This is a genomic window from Rossellomorea orangium (assembly GCF_019334305.1).
Classification (GTDB): domain Bacteria; phylum Bacillota; class Bacilli; order Bacillales; family Bacillaceae_B; genus Rossellomorea.
The window spans coordinates 36,149-48,718 of the sequence record NZ_JAHWGH010000002.1 but is presented as its reverse complement, the minus strand read 5'-3'; the positions used below and the strand labels follow the sequence as shown (position 1 = coordinate 48,718).

Here is a 12,570-nt window from a genome sequence, read left to right as displayed (position 1 = left end):
ATGATACATTACTTTTTTCTAAAGGAGATCAAACGATATGGAAAAGAAAATATTAGTCGTTGACGATGAGAAACCAATTGCAGATATATTACAGTTTAATTTGAAAAAAGAAGGATATGAGGTTCACTGCGCGTATGATGGGGATGAAGCCGTCAAGATGGCAGAGGAAATCAAGCCGGATCTTGTCCTTCTTGATATTATGCTTCCAAATCGCGATGGGATGGAAGTGTGCCGTGAAATCAGGAAGAAGTATGAAATGCCGATCATCATGCTGACGGCGAAAGACTCTGAAATCGACAAAGTATTGGGTCTTGAGCTCGGAGCGGATGATTATGTGACAAAGCCTTTCAGTACACGGGAATTGATTGCAAGGGTGAAAGCGAACCTGCGACGCCATCAGCATGGAGCACAGCAAAATGTTGAAGATGAGAATAATGAAATCACCGTCGGCTCCTTAACGATTCATCCCGATGCATACGTTGTATCAAAAAGGGGAGAAACGATTGAACTGACGCACCGTGAGTTCGAGCTTCTTCACTATTTAGCAAAACATATCGGACAAGTCATGACCCGGGAGCATTTGCTTCAGACGGTCTGGGGATATGATTACTATGGGGATGTGCGTACCGTCGATGTGACCGTGAGACGTCTCCGTGAGAAAATTGAAGATAATCCAAGTCACCCTACCTGGATCGTAACACGTAGAGGAGTCGGTTATTACTTACGAAATCCTGAACAGGAGTAATATGGAATGAAGAAAGTTGGTTTAACCCGTTCGATTCATTTGAAATTTGTTCTGATATACGTTCTGCTCATCCTTCTCGCTATGCAAATCATCGGGGTTTATTTCGTGAGGGAACTTGAGCAGAAGCTGGTGGAAAACTTCCAATCTTCCATTACGAATCGAGTGGAATTATTAGAATACACCATCAAGGAAGAAATGATCAAAGAGCGTGAGGACGATGATCCCACACAGGAAGAAGACATTAGAAGAATATTAGAAGACAGCAGCAAGAATTCAGATATTGCCGAAATCAGGGTCATCGATAATCGAAAGCGGATCATCGGTACTTCTGATCCGAATAATCAAAAGCTTGTCAACAGGGTGACGTCTGATAAAGATATAAAAAGGGTCCTTGCACTCGGTGTTACTTCTGAAAATACGTACCTTGACGACCGGACACATGACCGAATCTGGGTCCATGCGAAACCGATCGAATCCAATAATGAAGTGATCGGGGCCATCTATATCGTTGGTGAAATCGAGCGGGTATATGATCAAATGAACGATATTAATAAAATCTTCACCAACGGGACCATCATCGCACTCGTCATCACGGCTATCCTGGGGGTTTTACTCGCTCAAACCGTCACCCGGCCGATATCCGATATGCGAAAACAGGCACTGGCCATGGCGAAAGGGAACTTCTCCAGAAAGGTTAAAGTGTATGGGTATGATGAAATCGGTCAACTGGCCATCACGTTCAATAATCTGACAAAGCGCCTCCAGGAAGCGCAGGCTACGACAGAAGGTGAACGAAGAAAGCTATCATCCGTTCTTTCCTATATGACCGATGGGGTTATTGCCACCGATCGAAAAGGAAGGGTCATCCTTATTAATGATCCCGCGGCAAGCATGCTGAATGTTTCACGTGAAACAGTCGTTTCCCAACCGATCATTTCACTGTTGGGATTGGATGAGGAGTATACGTTCGATGACTTGTCCAATGAGCAGGAGTCCATCATTTTAGATTACAGCACAAAGGATAAACCCTATATCCTGAGGGCTAATTTCTCTATCATTCAAAAAGAGACTGGATTTGTGAACGGTCTGATTGCCGTTTTACATGACATCACGGAACAGGAGAAAATCGACCTTGAGCGAAGGGAATTCGTAGCCAATGTATCCCATGAGCTCAGAACGCCGCTGACGACGATGAGAAGTTATCTCGAGGCATTGGCAGAAGGTGCCTGGCAGGATGAAACAATTGCCCCTCAATTCTTGGATGTAACGCAAAATGAAACGGAAAGAATGATCAGGCTGGTCAATGATCTTCTACAACTCTCTAAAATGGATAGCAAAGACTATCGATTCAATAAAGACTGGGTCGACTTTATTCTATTCTTCCATAAAATCATCGATCGTTTTGAAATGACGAAAAACATCAATGTGACCTTCGAGCGCTACCTACCGGACAAGGCATTATTCGTAGAAGTGGATCAGGATAAAATCACCCAGGTGTTGGACAATATTATTTCCAATGCATTGAAATATTCACCTGAGGGTGGAACGATTACATTCAAAGTGAAAGAAAAAGATGGTTATATTGAAATCAGCGTATCAGATCAAGGGTTAGGAATTCCAAAGGAAAATCTGGAGAAAATCTTTGAGCGTTTCTACCGTGTCGATAAAGCTAGAACAAGACAAATGGGTGGTACGGGTCTCGGTCTTGCTATTGCGAAAGAAATGATTTCAGCACACGGCGGTGACGTATGGGCGACAAGTAAGGAAGGGAAAGGTACAACGATCATCTTTACTCTCCCATATGACGTCGGACAAGAGGATGATTGGTCATGAAATACGAAAAAATAAAATCGATTATATTAACCTTACTTGTTTGCATCAGTATCTTCCTGACCTTTAACCTTTGGACATATCAACCGGGATATGACACAATCGACAGCAATGAAACCTTTGACGTATCAGTAGGAGAAAAGATGAAGGAGCCTAATCTTTCAAAGGTATTGATCAAGCCATACGAGCTTTTTTATCATGCAGGCAATAAGACGGTCGGGACGCTTGACGGAGAAGCAATGGACAATGTGATAAAAGGTTTGAGCAGTTGGACACTGTTTGATTTGAAAGACTACTCAAATCAATATACGAAAGACGAGATGAAAGCCATCACTCAGGGTGAAAAGAAAGTCGAGATTGTATTTCCTGATAATGTGCCATTTTCCGTCTATAGCCGCGTCATCCATTTCGAAGATAAAAATATTCCGACGGCCTCGTTCGATCGAATCGTCATTGATTTGAACACGGTGAACTCGGATGCAGGAACCATCTATTTTGCTTCCCTTGATTCCGGTAAGAAATATTTTTATGAATGCCGGGTGAATGTGGAAAGCTTACAAAAATTCGAGAAAATGTTCTTGAAAAAGGTTGCTTCTTATGATGAATATATAGAGCAGCCCCTGAATTCCAACAAAAATATCTTTCTTCCAAAGTATCCGAAAGACTATAAGAGCTATCGATTCTACGCTGATACTCTATCGTTGGAAGATTTTAAGAAAGCACTATTCAGTGACCCCAACAACGTGGAAGTCAAAAAGAATACCTTTATCAATATACCAAGCTTCATGAAGACGGATGAAGAATACAGCACTCTTTCGTATATCAATTTATCTGTCGATAGCGATTCCGCCATCGCTCCAGCATCTCTCTTGCAAAAAAGCATGGAATTTGTGAATGATCATGGTGGGTGGACGGATGATTATCATTACTTTTCCAGCAGCACCGTTGAAAATAAGGTTGTCTACAGATTGTTCATGGAAAACCATCCGGTCTTTAACGAGAATCATATGGCCGAGGTCATTCAAGAGTGGGGAACGAATTCCATCAGCAAGTATGAAAGACCGTACTTTACACTGGACATGGTGTCGAAAAATGCAATCAGAGACGTGCAGCTTCCTTCCGGTGCCTCTGTCCTGTATGCGTTGAAGAACAGCTCGAAAGAACTGGAAGACGTAGAGGATATTGTCGTCGGATATAAGATGACCAGGGATACAAATGAATCCAACAAGAAGTTCTTACTATTCGAACCTTCCTGGTACTATAAGCTTAGTGGAAACTGGATAAGGGTCCCGCTGGAAGAATTGGAGGCGTTCTAACAGATGGATTGGAGTAAAACAAAGAGCATTTTCATTATCGTCTTTTTGGTTCTGGATATATTTCTCCTGACCATATTCATGAATAAAATCAGGGAAAGCAATCCCGATACATTAGGGCAGACCACAATTGAAGAAACGTTAAAAGCGGCCAATATCAAGTACCCTCCAAAGTTGTCCAAAGAACCGGTGAAAGATGCCATCATCAGTGCCAGCACGAAAAAAATCAGCGAAAAAGATCTGGATAAATTAAAGGATCAAGAAGTGAATGCCGTCAATGACAATACAATCAATTCAACTCTGAAAGAACCTGTATCCATAAGTGAAAATTTTTCTCCGGATGAATTAAAGGATTTTCTAAAAAAGCACATCCTAAATGGAGAGCAGTACAGCTTCTGGAAATATAGTAAAGATGAACAGACCATTGTCTATTTTCAGATGTTTAAAGACCGGAAAATCTTCAATAATGCCAATGGGAAATTGATTCTCTATTTGAATACAGACCGCGAAATCGTTTCGTATAAACAAACATTGTTGGATAACCTGAAAGAATCTACGGGGAAAAAACAGCTGGTTACCCCTTTTGATGCCCTCAGGTTCCTGGTGGAAAACAATGAGATTGACAATGGCAGTGAAATTGTCGGTGTTCCGAGCCTTGGGTATTCAACCTTCGGACCCATCGATGAATATCAGGTATTGGCCCCTACCTGGCATTTCGTCGTCGAAAAAAATGACCAAAAAGAAGATGTATTTATTAATGCCGTTGAGGCACAAATCGTAGAAATCACCAATCCAGAAAAAGAAACATAGGAGTGAGCGTTATGACGATGCATTTTAGTGTACTTGCGAGCGGCAGTACAGGAAATGCAATATTTGTCGAGTCAGAGGAGCACTCTTTCCTTGTCGATGCCGGTTTAAGCGGCAAGCAAATGGAAGGTTTGTTCAGTCAGATAGACCGGAAGATAGAAGATCTGTCGGGGATTCTGGTCACTCATGAGCATAGTGATCATATTAAGGGAATCGGTGTCCTGGCAAGGAAGTACAAGCTTCCGATTTATGCGAACGATAAGACCTGGAATGCCATGGACGGCTTAGTGGGCAAAATCGATACGGAGCAGAAGTTCTCCTTTGATATGGAAACGGCCAAGCACTTTGGGGGTTTGAGCATCGAGTCCTTCGGTGTATCACATGATGCAGCTGAACCGATGTTTTATATCTTCCATCATGGGGATAAGAAGCTGGTTCTGGTCACGGATACAGGTTATGTAAGTGACCGGATGAAAGGGATCATCTCGAATGCCGATGCCTATGTGTTCGAAAGTAACCATGATGTCGGGATGCTTCGCATGTGCCGTTATCCTTGGAATATCAAGCGACGGATCCTCAGTGACTATGGCCATGTGTCCAATGAGGATGCGGCCATTGCCATGAGTGAAGTGATGGGAGACAACACAAAAGGAATCTACCTGGCCCATTTGAGTCTGGATAATAATATGAAAGACCTGGCAAGGATGAGCGTCACTCAGACACTCGAGTCCCAAGGAATCATAGTAGGAGAACAAATTGATCTATTTGATACGGACCCTAAAGTTCCAACGCCTTTAGTTGCCATTTAAGCCGGTTCAAATGTTTACGATGTCTCTTATGAAGGTATGAAAAAGGTGAGGACTATTGTCTTCACCTTTTTGTGTTTACATAGAATGACACGGGTGTCGTCCAGATCCGTCGGCTAGAGGCATGAGATCATATGCCAAGAACTTCATGAGCGCATTTTCTATGTTCTCGTCATATGCATTTACCTCTGGTCATTGCGTCTGCGTTTTTAGTGTCGTCCATATCCTGCAGTAAGCAACCTCCCCTCCACTCTTGGGTTTGATTATGAAATTCTTACCTTTTTTTCATCATTTTTTAATTTAACCTGACTATAATCGGGCTTGGAAAGATAAAATAACAAAAGGAATAGCTGGTAGAAAGGATGAAGATTTATGGGATATTATGACGGTAATCATTCTGAAGGCAGGACAGGCAGACAAAAGGGAAACCGGGGCGGGATGTTTCTTGCAGGGTTATTGGGAGTCATCCTCGGTGCAATCCTCGTAGTCGTAGCCATCCCGCAGCTGACGAACTTTGATATATTACCCTATTCGGTCCAGCCGGATCAGGATCTGAAAGAAACCGATCAGGCTTACCATAACGGCACCACTCAGAATGTTTCAGTCAATGTGACAACGGATGTCACGAAAGCAGTAGAAAAGACGGGAGATTCTGTAGTAGGAATCACGAATATCCAATCCCAAAGCTTCTGGGGTCAGGGTGGTGGACAGACCCAGGATCAACAGGCAGGGACAGGGTCCGGTGTCATGTATAAAAAAGAAGGAAATACCGTTTATATTGTGACCAATAATCATGTTGTCGAAGGGGCAGATCAATTGGAGGTTACCCTTGCTGACGGTACAAAGGTTCCGGCAAAGCTTCGCGGTACTGACGTTTGGACAGACCTTGCCGTCATTGAAATCGACGGAAGCAAGATCAAGAAGGACGATATCGCCGAGTTTGGAAATTCAGACGAGCTGAAAGCAGGAGAGCCTGTCATCGCCATCGGGAATCCCCTTGGCCTGCAATTCTCAGGTTCTGTGACGCAAGGAGTCGTCTCAGGTGTGGAGAGAACGATACCCGTCGATATCAACCAGGATGGTATGGAGGATTGGAATGCAGAGGTTCTCCAGACCGATGCAGCCATCAACCCGGGTAACAGTGGTGGAGCGCTTATTAATATTTCCGGACAGCTGGTCGGCATCAACTCCATGAAAATCGCCCAGGAAGCAGTAGAAGGTATTGGACTTGCCATCCCAATCAATTCAGCCAGACCAATCATAGAAGACCTTGAACAATACGGTGAAGTGAAGCGTCCGGCAATGGGTGTCACCCTTGAAGACGTCAATCAGATCTCTGCTTACCACCAGCAGGAAACCTTAAAACTGCCGAAGGATATCAATTATGGTGTCATGATCAGACAAACCGTCCCGAATTCACCTGCTGCTCAAGCTGGCTTGCAAGAGCTTGATGTCATCACAGAACTTGACGGTGAGAAGATCCAGAATGTAATTGATCTCAGGAAGCATCTATACAATAAAAAAGAAGTGAACGATCAAATGAAAGTCACCATCTACCGGGATGGTAAGAAGCAAGAAGTCACGATGAAATTAACGGACGAATCGCGATTATAGAATGTGGATAAAACGAAAAGCAGGAATGGCACGTGCCCTTTCCTGCTTTTTCTTTACATGATATGATAATTGTGGATAAGTATATATACATGACTTTAAAAGTATGATGAGGAGGAAACGACATGATTTACTGTTGCTTAGACCACGTGGAATTAGCCATGGATATTGTCGTAGATGAGCATGAGGTAGCGCCTCAATTAACAGAGCTGTCTGAAGAAATGAAGTTATCCACAACCTGTGAATATTGTGGGAATAACGCCGTATATATAGTGGCGAACTAATATTCCCATACCATATAAAGAAACGGACTGTGGATATGTGGATAGTTTCTGTGGATAACGTGTTTGTAAATTGTTTGTAAAGCGAGTGTGGATTTGTGAATATCACCATAGTAACGGTTGGAAAGTTAAAAGAAAAATATTTAAAGCAGGGCATCAGCGAATATGTGAAGCGTCTTGGTGCGTATGCAAAAATCGATATTGTTGAGCTTGCGGATGAAAAGGCCCCTGAAGTGCTGAGCGATTCTGAAATGGAGCAGGTAAAAAATAAAGAAGGAGAGCGGATTTTGTCCAAAATTTCTCCCGATCACCACGTCATCGCCCTGGCCATCCAGGGGAAAATGCGCTCTTCAGAAGAGCTTGCCGATAACCTGGACAAGCTTGCTACGTACGGGAAAAGCAAAGTGGCGTTTGTGATTGGAGGATCATTGGGTTTGAGTGATGAGGTGATCAAACGGTCGAATGAGACGCTTTCGTTTTCGAAGATGACTTTTCCTCATCAATTGATGAGGTTGATATTGGTGGAGCAGATTTATCGGGCTTTTCGGATAAATCGGGGGGAACCGTATCATAAATAACTGAGGCTGTTAGCCAAATGCCTCTCCTAATTGTAGGGGAGGCGAAAATATCATGCGTTTTCTAAGGACAAATAGAAGTGACAAGAATATAGATTGACAAATAAGAAAATTCTTTTAGACTAAAAGTAGTTCTTTCCTCAAATTTCTCTGAAAAAATTCCTTTCAAACTAACTACTCTGTAATTCTTCATTTGCTTTTATCTTCTCTCTAGTTGAAACCACATATCTTTACTCCTCTAGACTTTACACTCATAAATCTTTCCAAAATTTAATTCAATAATGGAGATGATTCATTCTTGGCATCAATTATGTATGCTATTCAATGCCCCTGTTGTGAACGTACTACTTATGTTAATGATTATTACAAAACGGATGAGAAGTACATCTTTTGTATGGTGTGCGGTTATTACTTCACTAAAACAATAGAAAAGTATACCGAAAACTCTATTAAGTACAAGGTAGAGGAACATGAAGGTCACGGTATGTTTGTATTGGAAAATAATGAAGGGAATTGCAAAAAAGTGATGTTGAACGATAGTCTAACAGTTACGCAATTAGAAGAGTTAAAGGCATCCCTTAAGGATACGAATGTTAACCAGGAGAAAAGCTACTTAATTTCTTTTGAAAACGGAGTGTTTACCATCCTATTTGGGAACCCACCGGAACATTTTTATTTATCATTTGAAGCGTATTGGAAAAGGATGATTGCCAAGTATGGCGTTCCTGAATATGATTTTATGGTTCCTATTGATGGATAGTTAAGTGGAAAAATTGAGGAAAGAACGGTTTTCAAATTCATTTGGTCTTACTTTTTGATAAATTGGCTAAAGTTTAAGTGAGGAGGATTGCTGTGGGATTTGAAGAAGAGTACCAGGCTTTTATGAATGCTCACTTTCAAGAAAGAAACGGTGAACGATTGAGGCGATTACAAGAAGGCCACAATCAGGCTGAAATGTTGTTTTTGAAGCAAGTTTGGTGGCCTTCATTTTATCACTTTCAATATCTTCATCCAGAATTTGAAATCAATGATTTTAAGGATGGTAAACGGTATTTAGATTTTGCTTACATTCGTCCAGCCATCAGGATTTGCTTTGAAGTCGACGGGTATGGCCCTCACTTAAAGAATATAAGCAGATGGCAATTTTCCGACAGTCTGGAACGTCAAAACCAGTTAGTGATTGACGGGTGGATTGTCATCCGCTTTTCTTATGACCAAGTGAAAGAACAACCTCGTCGATGTCAGCAGATTGTTCAACAGGTGATTGGCAGATTTCTAGGTGATGGGATGGACCAGATCACTCTATCCTATGCTGAAAAGGAGGTGCTTAGATTAGCGATTCGAAAAGGAAAAGCGATATCTCCTATAGAAGTTGAGAAGTATTTGAAGCGTACTGATAAGACGGTAAAAAAATTACTTACTCAACTAGTTGATAAAAAGATGTTGATTCCCGAATCTGGGGTCAAGAGAATCCGTTCTTATCGTTTGGGGGATCAGGTTAAGCATACAATTTGATAGATAGACGGAAGAATTCCGCTTAATTAGTAAATAGATTTCGAATTAGCTAAATAGACGGAGTAATTCCGCCTATTTATTCAAAAAACGTGAAAATGTGGAATTTTACTTTGCATAACCGGAAAAACTCCTCTTAAATATCTCCAAAACGAACTTCAACCTGTATATAACCGGAAAAATTCCGCTTAACTCAAATCCGCTGGTCACTAACTCAATGGTGAGCAAGAATAAAGATGTCAAAAACGGATTTTTTATATTTTAATAGTTCCATTTTGGTTCGTTACGACGAACAGCACCATAAATAATTTCTGCTGTTGACAATATCCATATAACCCCTTAAAATTATCAACTATTCGACAGTGAAACGTTGAACGAAAGAAATGAAATTAATAGAAAGCTATGATTGCCATGGATCATCCCATGGCAGGAGCAGCTTCTGGAGAGACCGTGGGGATTCCGCGGCGCCGAAGGGTTCATTATCTCAGGCAAAAGGACAGAAGAGTATCGGATATTTCTTTGGTGTGCGCTCATGCCAATTGATATTTGTTATTCTTATGACCACGAGATTGGAGCCCATCCAATCTCTTTTTTTGTGCTTATTTTTACTGGTTGTAAGGAGGAGTTAAGGTTGGAACAACGAGAATTAAAGAGGGATCTATCAAACCGGCACGTTCAGCTGATCGCCATCGGGGGTACGATTGGTACGGGGCTGTTCTTAGGTTCCGGTAAGGCGATACAGCTTGCCGGTCCCTCTATCATCTTTGCTTATTTGATTGTGGGTATTGCCCTGTTTTTCGTGATGAGATCACTTGGGGAGCTGTTGTTATCGAAAGACGGGTTTCAATCGCTGCCAGACATTGCGGAGGAGTATCTTGGACCCCGGTTCTCCTTTGTCACGGGTTGGACGTACTGGTTTTGTTGGATCATGACGGCGATGGCCGATGTGATCGCGGTTGGTGTGTATGTGAACTATTGGTTTGACATTCCGCAGTGGGTCCCTGCCCTCATCTGTGTCATCATTTTGTTGGGACTCAATCTATTAACGGTCAAATTATTTGGGGAATTGGAATTTTGGTTTGCTTTAATCAAGGTCATCACTATCCTTGGGTTAATCGTCCTTGGTGTCATTTTGTTGGTGATTGGGTTTAAGACAGATGCTGGAGCGGTTACGGTTCAGAACTTGTGGGACCATGGAGGATTTTTCCCGAATGGAATGTCAGGGTTCCTCCTTTCTTTCCAAATGGTCATCTTTGCCTATGTCGGTGTGGAATTAGTCGCCGTATCGGCAGCGGAAACATCCAATCCGAAGAAAAATATCCCCTCCGCCATCAATAAAATTCCTTTAAGGATCTTATTTTTCTACGTGGGAGCCCTGGCCGTCATCTTGTTCATCAATCCATGGGTGGAACTGAATGCTGCGGAAAGTCCGTTTGTGAAAACATTTAGCCTGGTCGGGATTCCGCTGGCGGCAGGAATCATTAATTTTGTCGTGTTGACGTCAGCCGCTTCCGCTTGTAACAGTGGAATGTTTTCTACGAGCCGGATTCTTTATCATTTGAGTAAGGATCATCAGGCATCGTCTCATTTTTCCAAATTGAATCAAAACCATGTACCGAGTAACGGATTATTCCTTTCCACATTGGTCATATCAGTGGGGGCATTGTTAAGTAAGCTTATACCGGAACAGGCCTTTGGGATTGTGACGACCATCAGTGCCATATGCTTTATTTGGGTATGGGGCATCATTCTGATCTGTCATATCAGGTATAAAAAAACCCGTCCGCACTTACATGAGAAAGCCACATTTAAAGCACCGTTTACACCATTCATCAATTACGTGGTGCTTACAATGTTTGCAGCGATCCTGGTGATTATGCTGTTTTCGGATGCGACACGGCCGGCCTTACTGTTGACTCCTCTATGGTTTATTGTCTTATTTATTTTGTATCGGATGAGGAGCAAAAGGTAGCGCTCATTGTTACAATGGAAGTGAGACGAATCCATTAGGGGGAACGAGATCATGACATACGATAAAGTCCGTTGGGGAATCATCGGCTGCGGAGATGTGACAGAACGGAAGAGTGGACCGGCTTTTCAAAAAGTCGAATATTCCGAGCTGGTAGCGGTTATGCGCAGGACGGGGAAGCTTGCGAAAGATTATGCGGATAGACATGGGGTTCCGAAGTGGTACGATGATGCCGATGAGCTGATTAACGATCCGGAGGTGGATGCGGTTTATATTGCCACGCCTCCAGGCTCGCATATGGAGTATACCCTTAAGGCGGCGGCTGCCGGTAAGCCGGTTTATGTGGAAAAGCCGATGGCCCGGAATTTCAAGGAATGCACGGAGATGCTGGCAGCTTGTAAGAGTGCGGGCGTTCCGCTGTATGCCGCTTATTACCGTCGGGGTCAGGAGCGATTTTTGAAAATAAAAGAACTGCTGGATCAAAACAGAATTGGTGACGTTCGATTTGTCTCCTCGACTCAATATCAGAAAGCAAGAGACGATGTAATGGATTGTGATCATCTTCCTTGGCGGGTTCAGCCTGATGTCGCCGGTGGAGGGTTATTCTTTGATTTGGCCAGTCATACGCTGGATATCCTTGATTTTCTCCTCGGACCTATTCAAGAAGCAAAGGGCTTTGCTTCCAATCAGGCAGGTTATTATGAGGCAGAGGACATTGTGACAGCAACGTATCGGTTTGCCTCGGGCGTTCAAGGGGTCGGAAAGTGGTGCTTCACGGCTTTTGAAGATGTGGATAGGAATGAAATTGTCGGAAGTAGAGGGAAGATCAGCTTTTCCACTTTTGGTGATGATCCGGTCACGCTGAAAACAGCGGAAGGTCAAGAACAGTGGAGTTTTGAACGACCGATGCATGTACATCAGCCATTGGTGGAAACGATTGTGAAAGAGTTAACCGGCGGTGGCGGTGAATGTCCGAGCACGGGAGATTCCGGAGCGCGGACGAACTGGGTGATGGATTCGATTGTCGGGAAATAAAGGATGTTCTATTCTATGAAGAGTGCATGTTTCTTGCAGTGTAGGTGTTGCAGGACATGCACTTTTTAAATGGAGGCTTGTGAAAT

12 protein-coding genes and 1 riboswitch are annotated in these 12,570 nt (G+C 42.8%); all 12 genes read left to right on the top strand.

The features are described 5' to 3' along the window. Positions 1–37: 37 nt before the first annotated feature. The 12 genes from yycF to KYJ26_RS01145 all read left to right on the top strand — a co-directional run bounded on the left by yycF (position 38) and on the right by KYJ26_RS01145 (position 12,484). Positions 38–745 carry a response regulator YycF gene (gene yycF / locus KYJ26_RS01200; RefSeq protein ID WP_098351380.1) on the top strand — a complete coding sequence of 236 codons (708 nt, stop codon included), beginning with the start codon at positions 38–40 and terminating at the stop codon, positions 743–745. A 6-nt stretch (positions 746–751) separates the two neighbouring features. Continuing rightward, a complete protein-coding gene (gene walK / locus KYJ26_RS01195) occupies positions 752–2,578 on the top strand; it encodes a cell wall metabolism sensor histidine kinase WalK (RefSeq protein WP_219165551.1) in 1,827 nt (608 codons plus the stop codon). Beyond that, a complete protein-coding gene (locus KYJ26_RS01190; RefSeq protein ID WP_219165550.1) occupies positions 2,575–3,891 on the top strand; it encodes a YycH family regulatory protein in 1,317 nt (438 codons plus the stop codon). Before walK ends, KYJ26_RS01190 begins: the two co-directional genes overlap by 4 nt. 3 nt (positions 3,892–3,894) lie before the next feature. Further along, the gene (locus tag KYJ26_RS01185) at positions 3,895–4,698 is read left to right on the top strand and encodes a two-component system regulatory protein YycI (protein ID WP_219165549.1); all 804 of its coding nucleotides are present in this window, start codon (positions 3,895–3,897) and stop codon (positions 4,696–4,698) included. A gap of 11 nt (positions 4,699–4,709) precedes the next feature. Further along, positions 4,710–5,504 (top strand): MBL fold metallo-hydrolase, encoded by a 795-nt coding sequence (locus KYJ26_RS01180; RefSeq protein WP_219165548.1) that lies wholly within the window; start codon positions 4,710–4,712, stop codon positions 5,502–5,504. Positions 5,505–5,873: 369 nt separating this feature from the next. Then, on the top strand, positions 5,874–7,115 hold the full coding sequence (locus KYJ26_RS01175) for a S1C family serine protease (protein WP_219165547.1): 1,242 nt from the start codon (positions 5,874–5,876) through the stop codon (positions 7,113–7,115). A 122-nt stretch (positions 7,116–7,237) separates the two neighbouring features. Continuing rightward, entirely contained in the window at positions 7,238–7,396 is a 159-nt protein-coding gene (locus KYJ26_RS01170) for a CxxH/CxxC protein (protein ID WP_219165546.1), read from the top strand. A 95-nt stretch (positions 7,397–7,491) separates the two neighbouring features. Continuing rightward, positions 7,492–7,971: a 23S rRNA (pseudouridine(1915)-N(3))-methyltransferase RlmH gene (gene rlmH, locus KYJ26_RS01165; RefSeq protein ID WP_219165545.1), complete on the top strand. Its 480-nt coding sequence runs from the start codon at positions 7,492–7,494 to the stop codon at positions 7,969–7,971. A 295-nt stretch (positions 7,972–8,266) separates the two neighbouring features. Continuing rightward, the gene (locus KYJ26_RS01160) at positions 8,267–8,728 is read left to right on the top strand and encodes a hypothetical protein (RefSeq protein WP_219165544.1); all 462 of its coding nucleotides are present in this window, start codon (positions 8,267–8,269) and stop codon (positions 8,726–8,728) included. Between the two features lie 92 nt (positions 8,729–8,820). Next, entirely contained in the window at positions 8,821–9,483 is a 663-nt protein-coding gene (locus tag KYJ26_RS01155; protein ID WP_219165543.1) for a DNA-binding response regulator, read from the top strand. Between the two features lie 426 nt (positions 9,484–9,909). Next, positions 9,910–9,990: riboswitch (glycine riboswitch) on the top strand. A gap of 121 nt (positions 9,991–10,111) precedes the next feature. Then, positions 10,112–11,452, top strand: coding sequence for an amino acid permease (locus KYJ26_RS01150; protein WP_219165542.1), 1,341 nt, complete (start codon positions 10,112–10,114; stop codon positions 11,450–11,452). 51 nt (positions 11,453–11,503) lie between these two features. Continuing rightward, the gene (locus KYJ26_RS01145; protein WP_219165541.1) at positions 11,504–12,484 is read left to right on the top strand and encodes a Gfo/Idh/MocA family protein; all 981 of its coding nucleotides are present in this window, start codon (positions 11,504–11,506) and stop codon (positions 12,482–12,484) included. Positions 12,485–12,570 lie beyond the last annotated feature (86 nt).

Excerpts from the sequence above, each read along its gene's own strand:
- KYJ26_RS01185 (WP_219165549.1), top strand. The coding sequence starts at position 3,895 with ATGGATTGGAGTAAAACAAAGAGCATTTTCATTATCGTCTTTTTGGTT.
- KYJ26_RS01175 (WP_219165547.1), top strand. The coding sequence starts at position 5,874 with ATGGGATATTATGACGGTAATCATTCTGAAGGCAGGACAGGCAGACAA.
- KYJ26_RS01190 (WP_219165550.1), top strand. The coding sequence starts at position 2,575 with ATGAAATACGAAAAAATAAAATCGATTATATTAACCTTACTTGTTTGC.
- KYJ26_RS01145 (WP_219165541.1), top strand. The coding sequence starts at position 11,504 with ATGACATACGATAAAGTCCGTTGGGGAATCATCGGCTGCGGAGATGTG.
- KYJ26_RS01170 (WP_219165546.1), top strand. The coding sequence starts at position 7,238 with ATGATTTACTGTTGCTTAGACCACGTGGAATTAGCCATGGATATTGTC.
- KYJ26_RS01180 (WP_219165548.1), top strand. The coding sequence starts at position 4,710 with ATGACGATGCATTTTAGTGTACTTGCGAGCGGCAGTACAGGAAATGCA.
- walK (WP_219165551.1), top strand. The coding sequence starts at position 752 with ATGAAGAAAGTTGGTTTAACCCGTTCGATTCATTTGAAATTTGTTCTG.
- yycF (WP_098351380.1), top strand. The coding sequence starts at position 38 with ATGGAAAAGAAAATATTAGTCGTTGACGATGAGAAACCAATTGCAGAT.